The organism is Pseudomonas fluorescens (genome assembly GCF_018614655.1).
Lineage (GTDB): Bacteria > Pseudomonadota > Gammaproteobacteria > Pseudomonadales > Pseudomonadaceae > Aquipseudomonas > Aquipseudomonas fluorescens_BX.
In genome coordinates this window covers 184,313-199,901 of sequence record NZ_JAGGOG010000019.1, presented here as the reverse complement: position 1 = coordinate 199,901, position 15,589 = coordinate 184,313, and the positions used below count along the sequence as shown (strand labels likewise).

The 15,589-nt window shown below is 50.9% G+C and carries 16 protein-coding genes and 1 pseudogene; 11 read left to right on the top strand and 6 right to left on the bottom strand.

Going from position 1 to position 15,589, the window contains the following annotated elements; genetic code table 11:
* Positions 1–40 precede the first annotated feature (40 nt).
* On the bottom strand, positions 41–949 hold the full coding sequence (locus J7E41_RS20595; protein ID WP_214995695.1) for a LysR family transcriptional regulator: 909 nt from the start codon (positions 947–949) through the stop codon (positions 41–43).
* Positions 950–1,047: 98 nt separating this feature from the next.
* Between J7E41_RS20595 and J7E41_RS20590 the strand changes: the two genes are divergently transcribed.
* The 3 genes from J7E41_RS20590 (at position 1,048) to J7E41_RS20580 (ending at position 3,953) form a co-directional block, all read left to right on the top strand.
* A complete protein-coding gene (locus J7E41_RS20590; RefSeq protein ID WP_214995693.1) occupies positions 1,048–2,211 on the top strand; it encodes an MFS transporter in 1,164 nt (387 codons plus the stop codon).
* Positions 2,212–2,286: 75 nt separating this feature from the next.
* Positions 2,287–3,504, top strand: coding sequence for an MFS transporter (locus J7E41_RS20585; RefSeq protein ID WP_214995691.1), 1,218 nt, complete (start codon positions 2,287–2,289; stop codon positions 3,502–3,504).
* Positions 3,501–3,953, top strand: a complete 453-nt coding sequence (locus tag J7E41_RS20580; RefSeq protein ID WP_214995689.1) for a GNAT family N-acetyltransferase — start codon at positions 3,501–3,503, stop codon at positions 3,951–3,953. The genes J7E41_RS20585 and J7E41_RS20580 overlap by 4 nt, the downstream gene beginning before the upstream one ends.
* A gap of 50 nt (positions 3,954–4,003) precedes the next feature.
* Here J7E41_RS20580 and J7E41_RS20575 read toward each other — a convergent pair whose 3' ends face one another.
* The gene (locus J7E41_RS20575; protein WP_169353333.1) at positions 4,004–4,303 is read right to left on the bottom strand and encodes an addiction module antidote protein; all 300 of its coding nucleotides are present in this window, start codon (positions 4,301–4,303) and stop codon (positions 4,004–4,006) included.
* A 2-nt stretch (positions 4,304–4,305) separates the two neighbouring features.
* Positions 4,306–4,546, bottom strand: a pseudogene (locus J7E41_RS20570) (type II toxin-antitoxin system RelE/ParE family toxin).
* A gap of 1,079 nt (positions 4,547–5,625) precedes the next feature.
* Between J7E41_RS20570 and J7E41_RS20565 the strand changes: the two are divergent.
* A complete protein-coding gene (locus J7E41_RS20565; RefSeq protein ID WP_214995687.1) occupies positions 5,626–7,245 on the top strand; it encodes a dsDNA nuclease domain-containing protein in 1,620 nt (539 codons plus the stop codon).
* On the top strand, positions 7,242–9,419 hold the full coding sequence (locus J7E41_RS20560) for a DEAD/DEAH box helicase (protein ID WP_353049417.1): 2,178 nt from the start codon (positions 7,242–7,244) through the stop codon (positions 9,417–9,419). The genes J7E41_RS20565 and J7E41_RS20560 overlap by 4 nt, the downstream gene beginning before the upstream one ends.
* A gap of 43 nt (positions 9,420–9,462) precedes the next feature.
* Here the strand turns inward: J7E41_RS20560 and J7E41_RS20555 are convergent, their stop codons facing one another.
* The gene (locus J7E41_RS20555) at positions 9,463–9,927 is read right to left on the bottom strand and encodes a helix-turn-helix domain-containing protein (RefSeq protein WP_214995685.1); all 465 of its coding nucleotides are present in this window, start codon (positions 9,925–9,927) and stop codon (positions 9,463–9,465) included.
* A gap of 186 nt (positions 9,928–10,113) precedes the next feature.
* Here J7E41_RS20555 and J7E41_RS20550 point away from each other — a divergent pair, with 186 nt between their 5' ends.
* The 4 genes from J7E41_RS20550 to J7E41_RS20535 all read left to right on the top strand — a co-directional run bounded on the left by J7E41_RS20550 (position 10,114) and on the right by J7E41_RS20535 (position 12,249).
* Positions 10,114–10,509 carry a DUF6957 family protein gene (locus J7E41_RS20550; RefSeq protein WP_353049416.1) on the top strand — a complete coding sequence of 132 codons (396 nt, stop codon included), beginning with the start codon at positions 10,114–10,116 and terminating at the stop codon, positions 10,507–10,509.
* A 171-nt stretch (positions 10,510–10,680) separates the two neighbouring features.
* Positions 10,681–11,241 (top strand): hypothetical protein, encoded by a 561-nt coding sequence (locus J7E41_RS20545; RefSeq protein WP_353049415.1) that lies wholly within the window; start codon positions 10,681–10,683, stop codon positions 11,239–11,241.
* Between the two features lie 89 nt (positions 11,242–11,330).
* Positions 11,331–11,753, top strand: coding sequence for a hypothetical protein (locus J7E41_RS20540; RefSeq protein WP_214995683.1), 423 nt, complete (start codon positions 11,331–11,333; stop codon positions 11,751–11,753).
* Between the two features lie 112 nt (positions 11,754–11,865).
* Positions 11,866–12,249 carry a hypothetical protein gene (locus tag J7E41_RS20535; RefSeq protein ID WP_214995681.1) on the top strand — a complete coding sequence of 128 codons (384 nt, stop codon included), beginning with the start codon at positions 11,866–11,868 and terminating at the stop codon, positions 12,247–12,249.
* Between the two features lie 158 nt (positions 12,250–12,407).
* On the opposite strand, the gene J7E41_RS20530 is transcribed toward J7E41_RS20535, so the two are convergent.
* On the bottom strand, positions 12,408–12,653 hold the full coding sequence (locus J7E41_RS20530) for a hypothetical protein (protein WP_214995679.1): 246 nt from the start codon (positions 12,651–12,653) through the stop codon (positions 12,408–12,410).
* Between the two features lie 939 nt (positions 12,654–13,592).
* Between J7E41_RS20530 and J7E41_RS20525 the strand changes: the two genes are divergently transcribed.
* A complete protein-coding gene (locus J7E41_RS20525; protein WP_214995677.1) occupies positions 13,593–14,462 on the top strand; it encodes a TIR domain-containing protein in 870 nt (289 codons plus the stop codon).
* A 317-nt stretch (positions 14,463–14,779) separates the two neighbouring features.
* Complete coding sequence (locus J7E41_RS20520; RefSeq protein WP_214995675.1) at positions 14,780–15,106, top strand: hypothetical protein; 327 nt, start codon at positions 14,780–14,782, stop codon at positions 15,104–15,106.
* 178 nt (positions 15,107–15,284) lie between these two features.
* Here the strand turns inward: J7E41_RS20520 and J7E41_RS20515 are convergent, their stop codons facing one another.
* Complete coding sequence (locus tag J7E41_RS20515; protein ID WP_214995673.1) at positions 15,285–15,506, bottom strand: hypothetical protein; 222 nt, start codon at positions 15,504–15,506, stop codon at positions 15,285–15,287.
* Positions 15,507–15,589 lie beyond the last annotated feature (83 nt).

The window sequence follows — 15,589 nt, the reverse complement described above, 5'->3', positions numbered from 1 at the left end:
CTGCCGGACGGAGATATTGCGAGGTTTTTCGGCAAATAGGTCAGGGGCGTTGGCGAGCCTGCAACCGCTCATCAATCACCTCCATAAACGCCTCGACCAACAGGCTTCGCCCTTCAGCCCGGGTGAGCACCAGCAACTGCGCATACGCATCAGGATTCGTCAGCGGTCGATAGGTCACGCCTTTGTTCATCAAACTCTGGGTGCATTCGGGGACCAGTGCGACGCCCTGGCCGGCTGCGACCAAGGCAATGATTGAGGTGATTTGCCGCCCGGACGGCCCCGGGCGCAAAGGCTGGCCGTTGCGTCGGTAGAGCTGTTCGATGGACTGGTTAAGTCCCGAACCGTAATCGGCCGGGAACAGGATCAGCGGATAGGTGCTGAGTTGCGCCAGGCTTATCTCGGTCTGGCTCGCCAGTGGACTATCGCTGGAAACGGCAGCCACCAGCCGCTCCTCACCCAATGACAAGGCTTGCACATCCGTCTGCCCGCTTTGCGGTAACAACCGGCTCAGGCCGATATCCAGACGTCCATCGGCCAGTTGCGAGCCCAGGCTGCCGGAGGCACATTCCACCAACGTCAATTGCACATCGGGAAACCGCTGGGCGAAGGCTTGAATGATTTGGCTGAACAGGTCTGACAGAGCAATCGAGCTGACATAACCCAATGCCAGCTGCCCGGCCGAACCGTTGGCCAGTTTGCCGGCGATGACCTCGGCCAGTGCAACCTGTTCCAGCACCGAGCGGGCATAGGGCAAGAAGGAACGGCCTTGGGCTGTGAGGGAAACGGTGCGGCTGGTGCGGTCGAACAGGCGAAAACCCAGCTCGGTTTCAAGTGCCGAAATTTGCCGGGTCAACGGTGGCTGTGCCAGGTGCAGGCGCAGGGCGGCGCGACCGAAGTGCAGTTCTTCGGCGACAGTGAGAAAGTAACGCAACTTGCGTAGGTCGAGCATCCTGGCTCCAGAAGAGTATTGATCGGTCGTAAATCGGTATTGGTCCCAGACCCGTTCGGCATTCTATAAAGCCTTCTCAAAATAAAACGAGAGGTTTCATGAAGCCGCATCTGCATTGTGCTCGTCTTGCCTTGTTTCTGTGTGGTTGCGCGGCGTTTCTCAATCTCTACGCCACCCAGAGCATCCTCCTGAACTTGGCCGTGCGCTTTCATGTGAGCGCCAACGCAGCGGGGTGGAGCATTACGGTCACCACCCTGGCCGTGGCCATCACCGCGCCCTTTGTCAGCCGCCTGACTGCACGCTTTGAGCAGCGGACGGTGATCGTTGCCGCCGCGATGTTGCTGGCGCTGCCCGCCTTGATGACCGCCTATACCAACAGTTTTGCGCTACTGTTGGCCTGGCGTTTTATCGAGGGCATGTTGATCCCGGTAGTATTCGCCACCAGCGTGGCCTACATCGGCGATCGCTGGAGCGGCGGCACCGTCACCGAAGTCACCAGCCTTTACGTAGCCGGGACTGTATTGGGTGGCTTTGCCGGACGGTTTGTGATTGGCGTGATGACCGAATATATGGGCTGGCGCGAAGCCTTTGAGTTGCTGGCGGTGCTGAGTCTGGTGGTGGGCGGGTTTATCCAGTTTCTGTTGCCGGCCAACTCGAACCGAGTGGCGCGGGTTGCTGCCACTCGTGCAGGCCTTCTCGCCAAACCGCTATTGGCCGCCTATGCCGTAGGCTTTTGCGTGCTGTTCTCCCAAGTGGCGACGTTTACCTACGCGGGGCTCTACCTCGGCCGTGCGCCGTTCAACCTTGGCCCTGCTGCCTTGGGAACCATCTACATGGTGTTCTTGCTGGCCTTGGTGGTCACGCCCATTGCTGGCCGTCTGGGCAAATCCCGGCCGCAGTCTGAACTGTTGGCGGTTGCCGCAGTGCTCGGCGTCATCGGTTCGGCTCTGACCCTGTTGCCGTCCTTGTGGTGCATCGTCCTGGGTTTGGCCCTCAGCTCCACCGGCGTGTTTCTCGCTCAGGCCGCGGCCAACGCTTTTACCACTGCCACTGCCGGGGATAGCAAAGCGGGTGCGGTAGGGTTGTATCTGACCTGTTATTACCTGGGCGGCAGCTTCGGCGCCATCGTCCCTGCGATGATTTGGGGGCGCTGGGGGTGGGCAGGGTGCGTGGCACTGATTATTGGATTCCAATTGCTGTCATTGCTGATCGCCCTGGTTGGCTGGAAGAAACCATCAGCCACCACATCCGTTCATTCGTAGAGATCGTCTTGAACTTCACCCGGCAAGCACACCAGCTGCTACGCAAACTTTTCTTAAAATCGGCTCCTGTCCAAGATGAACGACATCACCTGCGCAACAGTCACCGACACCTCAGCCCGCCGCCGCTCCCTGATCGCCGGTTGCAGTGCCCACGCCGTCCACGATGGACTCACCGACGTCATCTATGTGCTGCTGCCGATCTGGCAAACCCAGTTCGCCCTGACTTACGCCCAGATTGGCCTGTTGCGCGGCGCCTATTCCGGGATGATGGCGGGCTTCCAACTCCTGGCCAGCCGAGCCGCCAAACGTTGGGGACGAACGCCGATGCTGGTGGGCGGCACGGCGTTGGCCGGTGTTGCCTACCTTCTGGCAGGGCAGGCGACGGGGTTGACGATGTTATTGCTGGCGCTGCTGCTTGGTGGCTTAGGCGCCAGCACCCAACACCCGCTGGCCTCCTCGATGATCACTGATACCTATGAGGAGGGCGGCGGAGTCAAGGAAGCCCTGTCCCAATACAACTTCGCGGGCGATATTGGCAAAACATTGGTTCCGGGACTCGTTGGGCTGCTGTTGATGGTGATCAGTTGGCGGGCCAGCGTCACGGTTCTAGGTGTGCTCGGCCTGGCGGCAGCGGGGTGGCTGTGGTGGTTGATTCCAGGACGAACCTCTACGTCCACCTCTGGACACTCCGCCAAGCCCCTTACCGGAGCCGGTTCCACCAGCGGCCTGCGTGCTCTGCTCCTCACTGGCACCCTCGACAGCGCCGTGCGCATGGGCTTTCTCACCTTCCTGCCATTCCTGCTCAAAGCCAAAGGTGCCGGTACTGCCGGCATCGGCCTGGCATTGACCCTGCTGTTTATCGGCGGCGCCTTCGGCAAATTGCTCTGCGGCTACCTCGGCGCACGTATCGGCATGATGAAGACCGTGTGGCTAACGGAAACCAGCACGGCGATGCTGATCGTCGCGGCGGTGTATCTGCCGCTGGCTGGATTGATGGTGATGTTGCCGTTGCTGGGATTGGCACTGAATGGCACGTCATCGGTGCTGTATGGCGCTGTGCCGGATCTTGCCGGGGCGGGGAAACGGGAGCGGGCATTTGCGGTGTTTTATACCGGGACGATTGGGGGAGGGGCGTTGGCCCCTGTAGTATTGGGTGGGCTGGGAGATGTGACCGGGATTCCCGTGGCGGTGATGCTCTTGGCGGGGACTCTGTTGCTGACGCTACCGTTGTCCTGGGTCGTGCAACGGGGATTAGTGTCTGAGGTATCACGCGTCAGGACTCAGGAACAATGACAAACCACGACAGCGAGACAAACGCGGTTCTACTCACCCGAGAGGCGAAGCCTGACGATGTACAAGCCATGCTTGAATTTGATGTCTATGCACAATCGAATTCCGGCCGTGGCACCGCTGTTCGCGAGGCGGTTGAGAAGCGTCAATGCCTGGTGGCGGTAGAGTCGGGTCGCCTTGTCGGTTATCTCGTGCTGACCTACGATTTTTTCGAGAACGGCTTTGTGTCGCTGGTGGTGGTTTCCCCCGCACATCAGCGCAAAGGCGTGGCGCTTCAGCTGTTTGCGGCGGCGCAGCAGGCCTGCAAAACGGCCAAATTGTTCACCTCGGCGAACGAATCGAATCTGGCTTCCCGAAAGCTCATCGCCAAAGCTGGCTTTGTGCCGAGTGGTGTTATTGAAAATCTGGATGATGAGGATCCGGAACTGGTGTATTTCAAGTGTGTTCGGTGATCGGCTGGGCATGGTTTATAGGAACCGTGTGAATGAATTGATTCATCCCTTTACCGGTTGGCGACATGCCCAGGCTGGGCCAGCAGATCAATACCCAATGAGTGAAGCACCTTGAGAACTGTTTCGAAGCGAGGTTTTGCCCCAGGAGCAAACGCCTTGTACAGGCTCTCACGGCCCATCCCGGTGCCCGTGGCGATTTTCGCCATACCACGGGCTTTGGCCACATACCCAACCGCCCGGAGGAACTCCTCGTTGTCACCGTCAGCCAGGACCTGAGAAAGGTATTCGCTGATGGCTTCGTCACTGTCGAGCAGCGCTACCATGTCAAATGTCGTCAGTGTTTGGCTTATGATCAAACCTCCTTTGCCAGTTTCTTTGCTCGCCGGATGTCGGCGTCTTGTGAAGATTTGTCGCCACCTGCCAGCAATATGATGACCGTTCTACCGCGCAGTGTGAAATACACGCGATAGCCGACACCGACATCCACACGCATTTCCGAAACACCCCCTCCTACCGTTTTTATATCGCCCAGATTGCCAATGGATGCGCGATCTATACGACGTGCAATAGCGATCTTGGCTCAAATCACGTATTGCTGTGTGCTAGGTAATAAAGGTTTGCGTTTGCTGGATAAGGTAGTTCATGGAGTCTCACTGTATCCATATGGATACTGGCTGGCAGTAGAGATGAGCCTGTGAGGGCTTCGGTGAGGCGCCGGAGAATGATGTGAGTGGGGCTTTGATTTCAAACGCTGTCTTGTTGCGAGCGATTGCAGCCTTGAGTTCATGCTGATCAGGTCGCGCAAAGGCGCACCACTAAATCCCGCCCATAAAAAAACCGGCTACCAAGAGCCGGTTTTTCTGCTTCTAGATCCCCCGCCAAAACATCCGAGCGTGAGACCAAAATCTGAGTGGAGCGGGTGAAGGGAATCGAACCTTTATGGGACAGCATACCCACGTAAGTGTGTAGGTGTGTAGTCGCTGTCTTTCATCTGGACGCCCCGGTATTGAGCGCATTGGAAGAAAAGTAGCACTTCAGGTTTGAGTATGCACCTGGTGAACGTTGGACAGCCATTTCCACCCTAGTGGTGAATATTGAGGATCATCTTGCATGCATGTAGGCATTAGCCGTTTCCCGCCAATGCCTGCCTGCGAAATTCTCTGCGTTTGGTGCATCAGGCAGGCGAGCCCCTAGACCTTCGTAACCGAAGCAGCTTTCCTAACTCTGTCTGGATTTGACCACCTAAACTTGCCTTATTTCTTCGAAAAGCTCCCGTCCGGAATGGTGCAGCAGTTCTGCTTCGCTCAACATGTGAGCGGCCATCACAGACATGTGCTGCAATTCATCGATGGGCTCCATCTACCCCTCATTCAGCCCACCCACTCGATCTTGGTACGTATGGGATTCGAAGCGCTGCACGATTTGTCGTTACCGATTCGGAGTCTTCGGTTGGGTCTCCCCTGCAGTTATGGAACCGCAGATCGGCCCGACCTGAAATAATGCAGACGTTACGGCCAAACGCGTTTCATCCGAAAAATTGAGTGCTCTCACTCAACACGTTCGTGCAGATGCAAGCCATGCCTAAAGTTCCTCATGGCTTATGGCTACTGCTTGATAGACGTCGCCCCCTTTTTCCCATAGCCTTGCAGCTAAAATGCCATGGATGTAGGTGATGGACTCGAGCAATTCGGGAGGTGTTGCAGCTAAGCTCGGTTTTCGTTACCAAGACTGTGCAGCAGCATTATTTGTGACTGAGATGTTCCTCAATAAAACGGTGAAGGCCGTCAGGTGTGAGGTAACGGATGACATCGACATCATCTACGACGACTGGGTGGAGTATGTTCAGGTTAAAACATCTGATACCCCTAGGTGGTCTATCCCCCAGCTCACCACAAGGAAAAAAGGAGCAGGGAACCGATATATCCCTGAAAGCTCAATTGTCCACAAGTCGATGAGCTGCGCCACAACTCCATTTTCCGCTTGTAGATTTCGTATCGTTTCTCCCAAAGACTCAACCTTTCCGCTTAATTTCCTAGAGATTGATCGTGAAAAGCGTAAAGGGAAGCCAGGACGCACTGAAATAGTTGCAGCGCTTAATGCAAAGCTAGGTGCTTACTCCGGTTCAGCAGGGAATGATGTCTCACATTGGGTGGACTCAACATGGTGGCAAGTAATACCCACCATGTATCAAATTGAGCTAATAGGTATAAAGAATATTCGTTATGCCGCAACTGAAATTTATGGCGTCACCCTAAGCTCAGACAAACTCGCCGAATCCATCTGGATAGATATTCTCAATACAATGTCGAAAAAAAGCGCCTTGGACAGGCGGGTGTATATCGAAGATGACAAAACTTACTTCAGAGACAATTTTATGTCCTGGTTTAAGCAAGAGCTAATTTTCCTAGATTCATCCAATGCACACCGCAAAATCTATGCGAAAAAAGATCTGCCCAAAATCCTTGTGCCATTTAGAGTTCCATTTTCTACGCCGGTAGGCACGCGAAATGGATTAGTTCTACATCAGCGCTATCATCTGGGGCAGTACAGATACGAACATATCGCTAAAAATGTTTGTCGATGGCTCGATGAACTCTTCTTGCGTCCGAAGGAGATGGCAGACAACAATTGCTTATCAGTGACTGACAAATTCAAAAAATTAAAGGAGCGAGTCTTAGAGTCTACACGCGACATGGAGACATTCTTGGGCAAGGCTTTGTTGCACTCCACAGTTCGGTTGTCACACAATAGCCAGCCTATACCCGTCTCACTATTCATCGACAAGGATGACAAAGTCAGGGTTTACGAAAACGTTCACATTATTCAAAGTGACAATAGTCCAGATGAGTTATGGATTGGTTTTAGCAAGATTATCAAAAGCGGCGATATACCCACTATTCTGACACGTCTTCGCAGCTTACTGTATGACGATATTATGAGTAGTTTTGATGAAGTGCGCGATAAGATACTAGATATAAAAGAAGACTCCTATCTCCTTCGGCACGACATTGATGAGATTTTGGACACGAGCCATCCTTTTGATGATCACATCAATCGGTTCAGATTTCTGCTATTCGTTGGTTACGATTCGGCGCTGTTGACTAATCCAGAAACGAAGGGTCATGAAGACGATCTATATGCCGAGGCCAAGGCACTCTTCGATCACTTTGTTTCAGACCTTTCTACGAATTCTACATTCTCCCACATAAATATTGACCTTTTTCTATATCCAACTCCGAGCGTTTTGGAGCTAAGTAGAATGGTCGAAACACATATCAAGGATGAGATGTGAACAAACTCTACCATAATGCTCGCGAGCAATTGGACTCTGGCCAACTATCAGCTTTCAGATACCTTCGTACAGCCGACCTTCTGCTTTCCAATCCCATATCACTACACATGGGGCGTGACTTGGTGATTAGGGCATTGGACGCTAGGCCCGTATTCTCGGGGTACACTCCACTCCTTAGAAATCTCGTTAGAAAATCAGGCCTTTATCCATACCTGAAGAATGAATTCCAAGATACTACTTTAAGTGAAAAGATAGCTCTGGATGTTTATGAAACGCCGTTTTCTTCATCTTTTGTTTTTCACTCAATGCAGTTTCATGTATTCGACCTCCTAAAGAATGGGCGCAACGTTGTACTGAGTGCTCCGACCAGCATGGGAAAGAGCGCTATTGTAGACTCGGTAATTGGGCTAGGTATCGTGAGCCGGGTTGTATTGGTTGTACCTACCATTGCCCTTGCCGACGAAACCAGGAGACGATTGCAAGAAAGGTTCGGAGACAGATACCAGATAATACATCACAGCTCTCAAAAGGCCACTTCAGACAGGGCAGTTTATGTATTGACCCAAGAAAGGGTTAATGAACGGCAAGATATTACCGATATAGACTTTTTTGTCATAGATGAGTTTTACAAGCTCGCATTTAAGAAGCAAAAAAATGGGAAAATCGATTACCAAAATTCAAGGGTGATCGACCTCAATATCGCATTTAGCAAATTGTTGAAGGCGTCGAAGCAGTTTTATATGACTGGGCCTTTCATCAATAATGTTACAGGATTGTCCGCCCTAGGCCTTGACTACACATTCATTTCTTCAGATTTCAACACTGTAGCACTGGACGTCAAAACTTTTAATATTTCACCCAACGACTACACTTCTAAGAAGCGGGTCTTGGAAGGTATAGTTAGTAGCTGTGAGGGGGCTACTATTATTTACTGTAAATCTCCCGCCTACGCGGGAGATGTAGCCCGCGCATTGATTGCTGGAAATCATGGTAATGAATTCGAAAGCGATCATATAGACTGGGTTTCAACAGAGTATGATCCTGAGTGGGACTACACCGTGGCGCTTCGACATGGTATAGGCCTCCATTTTGGCGGCTTGCCTAGGGCATTACAGCAGTATACGATTGATCTCTTCAATAGTGGTCATATCAAATATCTTATTTGCACCTCAACAATTATTGAGGGCGTAAACACTGTGGCGAAGAATGTCATTATATATGATAATCGTGATGGTAATTATGGTATCGACAAGTTCACCCACGGAAACATCAAGGGACGCGCAGGGAGAATGGGCGTTCACTTTGTCGGTAAAGTATACTGTCTAGAAGCTATTCCGGAGGATACCCTCAATCAAGAAGTAGAAATCCCTCTTGGTACTCAGGACGATACTACGCCGCTCAATCTCTTAGTGGGTGTGCAACCTGAACATTTGAGCGATTATTCTCAAGACCGCTTTGACGGTGACTTGAACATAGAGAGGTTTGGTTTAGCTTTGCTCAAGAAGCATAGTTCCTTCAGGCTTGAGCAGTTTGCAGAGCTATATAATTTCATTGAAATGCTTTCGCCAGATCAGTTTACTTCTCTTATATTTCACTGGCATCCAACCGGCGAGTTTTTAACTGTATTCGCTAAGGTACTAACCAAGTTCTCGGCAGGTGCGCTGCGCCGGGCGAAACTGCCGACGAGTCAGCCTAGTGTTGTTCATGCTAAGATTACATCGTTCGTTTATACGCCGCTGTATTATGACTATGTGCAGCAGCAAATAGCTCTATCCAAAATACGCATTGATACAGGCGAAGCGGAAAATCTTTCTACCTGCATAAATGACGATCTAAAAATTGCGGGCAATATTTTTGGCCATACTATTCCTAAAGTTCTAGCGATCTTAGAGGACGTGGTAAAACTCTACCAGAGTGCGCATCAGATTCCAGGCAAGATCGATTATTCCAAGCTTCGAAGTATATTCGAGCATTACCATCTGCCCGCAGGCCTTGCCGGTCTCGAGGAAATGGGGATACCTATACAGACTCTGCAACGGCTAGCGGCCCAGACAACTTTTCCCGAAGATCTGGATGTTGATGCCATGGCTGAGTATTTACGGTCTAACCCCCAATTGTGGAGCACCGTTAGCGCTGTAGACCGTGCGTTCATTATCAGAGCTTTGCTAGTTTAGCGTTTGGCCTCATTACGCTGGTTTTCACGTCCTGAGTCAGGCTTCATCTACTGAGATAACGGTGAATAGTTGTCTTCGACAGATTTAGCTCGCGCGCGATTTCGGCGAGGGACATGCCGCTTTCTTTAAGCCTCAAGGCGGCTGCGGCATTCTGTGGTGCGTTCGCTTTCTTAGCACGACCTGTGACGGCTCTCGGAACCGTGGTCACATCGGCAATACTTTGGAAAATACCTTCTTCCTGCATTTTCGCAACTTGCAGGCTGAGTCTTTGGCAGACAGACGTCATTGGCTCATTTACTCGCACCGCTGACGTGAGCAACACCAAAACCTCAAACTCGAGAGCAAGCAATGTGGCTATCCTTTGGAGCATTTCCAAGGTCACATTAGCCCGTCCAGCTTCTATCCGCACGAGATAGGAGCGGTCGACTGTGTTGAGATCTTCTTGAGAAAGCCCTCTGCTTTTACGGACGCCTCGCACGACCAAAGCTAAGGCTTCGTTTAGCGACATTTCTGATCCCCGGCTAAAGCGAGGATAGAGCCATATTGCGTCGTTCCTAAACAGGGATTATAATCCTCATGGAACGATCTCAAGATGATTTCTGAGATGTGTCGGCAAAGCGTGCGTGTGTTTCGCGCAGTTGATGCCAATGCCAATTGATCATTTCAATGTATTGACTGAACAGTGGAGCGTGCAGTGACCGATAGCACAGAGTGGGGCGACCTGTTCGGCAGCTCTGAGCAAATAGCCAGAGGCACCAGTGAAAGCGTTCAATCGCTTAATCTCACTTTTCGCAGGCGATTTCCCTCCAAGCCCTTCTGCCTGGTCGAGCAATGGACACTTTTCCGAGTAGACGTCTCCTCCGACGACCTGGCAAAGATTCAAGCAGCCGGTCACCTCCCGCTTTTCGTTTTTGCCCACAAGGTCGTCCATGACAGTCGAGGCCGCTTCCAACCCGGCGACTGGGTACGAAGCAGCATGGCCATCTCGTTTGATGGCGTGATGTTTGAAACTAAGAACACCGTGTACGTGCTCATGGGGGACGGGCAAGAGAGAGTGGCAAGCTTAAAAACGATCTTCTCTTTTTTCTAATCGAGGCAATGAACTAAGAAACCACTACACATATTAGTATCAGCAGTAATCACAGTATTTGATATTGGCAAGGCTCGCAGTCACGCAAGCTTAATGGCGTCTCTTTGTCTGAATTTTAAGATCTTGTCGGGCTATAGCTCGGACACCCATAACGAAAGTCAGGAGCTTTTTGTGTTCAAATTCGATTGTGTAAAAGTGACGGGAAAGGTCGACTATATAAAAGTTAACTCTGATCACGGAGATAGCTACAAATCTGTCATCAGCATTGACGGCCAGGTTCTTCCAAACCTTACTCTCTCGAAAAAGATGTACGAAGAAATGGAGGCTAGAGAGACCGTTACGCTTTACGGTTTATTCAAAAACTCTGCGAATAAGGAGAAGAATTCTGGCGTCGTGTACGGCATGCAGAAAGAAAACGGTGCCAAGCTATTTGCAACTCACATTAGATTCACCGTTCCGATCCTAATGGTTTTTTATGCAGTTCTCGCCTTCTGCATAGTTTTTCCTGTGGGATGGCTGGTTTCTATTGTGCCCATGATGAACTTCATTGGTGGGCAGCATCCGATGATAATGGAGTACACAAGTGTCGTGGCTTTGGTAGAGGCAGCTCTGGCCGCGCTGTTTTTTTTGTGGGCTGGCTGGAATATGTTGAAAAAGACATCCGATCCAGAGTCTTGGAAGACCGTTGAAGCGGCAGAGCTCTCAAGTCGCTTCAGCAAGCTCCATAAGTAAATAGGACGCAGCATTCCTCTGCTGAATAACCTTTGTACTGCCTCTATGCTTAGGCATTGCTTTGACGATGGTTTAATCCGAGACACGATATGTTCAGAACTCACACTGATGAAATGGCCGGGCTTCCAGGGATGTTTGGAGAAGGCCTTGCGCACTGGCACGCGGTGTCTCGGAGCTTAGCGACGCACTGGTATCACGTCAGCATTAAGCAGCGTCACGAGGATCGATTTGTTTCCCAAGTGGAGATGCTTAATGATGAGACGAAACTGTTCGAACTCATCACAGCGCAAGGCGAAGATTTTGTCGTAGATGAGCTCCAGGTCGTCACGCCGCCGTGGATCAATAATGGCAAGAGCTGGCGCATGGAAAAGTTAATGTCAGTGTCTGTCGGCTATGACAAAAACGAGGTTCCCGTTTGTTTGCTGGAGGTTGAGAGCGGTGCCGTGTACGTCGACGTTCACGATCCGACCTTCGATGCCAGCACTCTGACAAACCTTCGGAAGATTTACTAAAAACGCAAGGTTTCCCAAGCATGTAACACGATTTTTCCCACTGTAACATTGCCATTGTTACATTCTAAACGTCGAGTTACAGCCCAATGAATATGCATCTGGGAGCGGTTAAATGCTGAACACCATCAACATAGAGCTGCATGGTAAACGCCTTACAGATTTTCATCTGAAACGCATTGCCCAAGCAGACGCTCAGTTATTCGAAGAACCCATCACCGCATACCTTAGCGATGTGTTCATCTCTTCTTGTACGGCGATCGGTGTGGTCTTTGGCCACGATAAGCACAACCAGCTTGGGCGGTTCGCAGACGGGCATTTCGTGCGGACATCAGAAATTTGCTTCGCGAGAAAAGAGGGGAAATTCTGGGTACTCACCACGATGAACTCGCGTTACGTTGTGGCAACCTTTAAGCGCGGTTACGGTAGGGCTAGCCTCAGGACATTCCTGCGAGCTAGGCAGAGCCGCTATGTCTTTACGGCCCCTGTGGTGCAGTAGAGCGTGTGCATCTGATTGGGCAGGTTCCGTTTCGGGGAAGGCGACTAGGCTCATCGGTGAAACTCGATATCCTGAATAAATCCGGCGCAAGCGTTTGATAAAGAGATAATGCCTTTTTTAAAACAATGCTTGCGCCAATGGTCATATTACTGGAATAGCTACAGTAGTTCCATTTTCAGAACCTTCAACCTGAATGCGCGCCAGGTTGCTTCGTCGCCTTCATCCGGATAGTTTTGCATCCCTTCGTACTGAGCCTCGATCTCCTTCAGATTCGCACACTGATGATATAAAGGGTCGGTCGCATCGACGACGTCATGGTAAATAACGCTATCAGCCAGCGCGCTCAGCAATTCACTGTCGCTAAAAGCTGTATCAACATACAAGTAGCTGATCAAAAATTTCATATGAGGCCCAAATCTCCATACTCATCGTGGGCATCATGCGCTGATGGGGATATTTCTTATGCGGTTGGTGACTTTCGTTTGATGTCCGGTGCGTGGTCTACTCGAAGGACTTTTACCTTCATTGTTGGGAAGTACACGTCCTCATCACTTGTTGGAAAGTTTCGGTATCGCTCGTAAGAAACCTCGATTTCACGGATGTTTCGGCAATGTTTGTATAGCGGATGGTTCTCGGTATCAATAAAATCGGATTGAATTCCACAGAAATTCTCAGGGTCTGCCATTGAGTAGGCGTCAACAGTGGTATCCACAATTGTATAAAAAATATTGTATCTCATGCGCGTCTTTGCTCTCAAAGAATTTATTGAATCACAATCTCAATTCGTCGATTGTTAGCTGATGAAACGATAAAATCAAGGCGCAGGAGGGCAGATAAATTTATCTGAAGAATAGACGCGCAAGATACTTTCACAAAAACATACTGTATATACGTTCAAGTAGTTCAATATAATCGTGGTCTGTAGAGGTGCAAGTTGACAGAAAGTCAACTTAGCGCAGACAAAAAATGGGTAAAAAATTTATAAGCCCAAACAAAGAGCGCTGTTCAATTCGTCGATTTTTTATGCAAAGTGCCCTGTACATATTGAGATTCGTACTCGCTGGCGCTTAATTTCCGAGAAAAGGGATGTGCCCAAAAACTCGATTTGCTTCAATGCCCATCAGTTGGCGATGGTGGCTCCGTACAGCCTCTGCAGCAAACCTTCAACGTTAGTGCCTGGAAGTGCAGACTTTCAGCTTCTTGGTTTTCGCCGCTTTTGCCAGAGCAGCTACACCAACGTGCTCGATGATGAACGAGTGATCTCGGCCTGCAGCCACCGGTGGGTGCCTTCCAGGCTAGGTATGGGCAATAATGGGCAACCGCCTCAAAGGAATGCGCACTCCATGACTCAAAAGACGTCCACATTAACTGCAGCGGAACCAAAACTGGTGCTCTCATCTCAAGATATTGAGCGCAACCTAGTTCGTCTTTCAGACCGCATTGACGAGCTTCAGGCCTTCGATGTGAATACCGTCCGTGGGGGGAGCACACCTGACCTAAAGGCGCTTGAGGTTGCGATTAAAGACACGCTTATCAGATGCTTCGGGGATAACACTACAGCTTATTTGACGTTTCAAAGCGCAACTGGCCTTGGATATTACCCAAGGTATATTAGTAGGGGAGATAGGCCGGATTACGTTGGCTCTATTGGTCGTAAAATCAAGAGCTCTATTGCCTTACTTCAGCAGGCTCAGCGGAGCCTCAACGAGGATTTGGACGACTTGAACCATTTGTCTTTGCCTGAGACGGCTGCGCCGGCTCCCGGCCCTTTGTCTCGGAAAGTTTTTGTGGTGCACGGACACGACGAAGGGGCTAGAGAATCAGTTGCTCGCTTTCTAGAAAAACTTGGCATTGAGCCAGTTATCTTGCATGAGCAAGCGAACCGGGGACGAACGATCATAGAAAAAATCGAGAGTCACCGGGAGGTTGGCTTTGCTGTCGTACTCCTCACGCCTGACGACCAAGGGTGCGCGAACGGTGGCACGTTGGAGCCTCGCGCTCGCCAGAACGTGCTTCTTGAGTTGGGTTATTTCTTGGGGTACTTAGGCAGAGACAAGGTGTGTGCGCTGAAGCGAGGCTCCTTGGAAATTCCGAGTGATTTTGCGGGCGTCGTCTGGGCGTCAATGAATGATGAAGGTTGGAAACAAGCCTTAAGCCGGGAACTGCAGGACGCCGGCTATGAAATCGATTGGAATAAGGTCATGCGCGGTTAAACAGCCCTTCCTTTGCCGGTTATTGCTCAACGTACCGTTTGATGGCAAAGGGTCAAATTAGGTCGTGGGGCGGGTTTGCTGGCTCGGATTTTAGTGCAGCGAAGCTGAGGCGCACCTGCTAATCCTTTTTCAGAAAGGCTGACTCACGTAAGACCTTCCACGGAGAGGATCATGGGGTAACCGCAACTGTTTCGTAGGGTATGTGATATTTGCGCGCCACGAGCCGCTCAGATACAACTGCAGGCCATAAGGGTCTGTAATGTCGGCTTTGTGTGTTGAATACCACGCCTCCACTTTATAGCGACGAGAAATCCTAAATGAGCGCAGAACTGAGTGAGGAAGAAATGCGCCAGGCGCTATTCGGCTCCTCAAACCAACCCATACTCGAGGCACCACCAAAACAACTCGAGCCAGAGTCTCTTGCCAAGCGGCCTAGCCCAAAGCCCCGCGCGGTTGCTAAACCGCTTTCGCCGAAGCTCAGGGTGGTGCTTCACGTGACAAGGGAATTTGAAGGCGACGTAGAAGTGTTCATTTATGACGCGAACACATTGAGCACTCTTGTCGCGGAGCAGGAGGCGAAGAATGAGGCTAAAAAGAAGAAGTTCAGGTATTTCGACGTTGTGTCCGTCAAACCTATCACTTAGCCAATTCTTTGTGAGCAATGAGTGCTGCTTGATCAGCAGCGGCCTAGGAGAGTCCTGAGCGCTTATCTGAAGTCGGAATTGGCTGCCTGAAGCGGAGAGAGTTCAGGTGCAGCAGAGTGGTTGGTTCGATGGGTATCGCGTTGATCGAGGTTGCTTGATACAACCTGCCGACCGTTGACTATAGGGTGGGCCACTCCGGTGTCATGAGCACCGCGAGCGTCATTTTGATGAACTCTTCGTTTTTATCGATTGTGGCCAAGGCTCCGCGCACGTTGTCGGCGACGTCCGCGGATCCTCGCTGCTCTACCCAATTTGAGAGCTCCATGATGGCAGCTTCAAGAGCGAGTTGATTTTCGTTGATCTTGAAAAGCAGGGAAGGAAGCAGGTCTGAATTTGGCATCGTGGGATTCCTCCATGAAGAGGAAAGCGTAGCAGCTGGAAAAATTAGAGTGATCGGTGGGGTGACTGGTAAATTTTAAACCC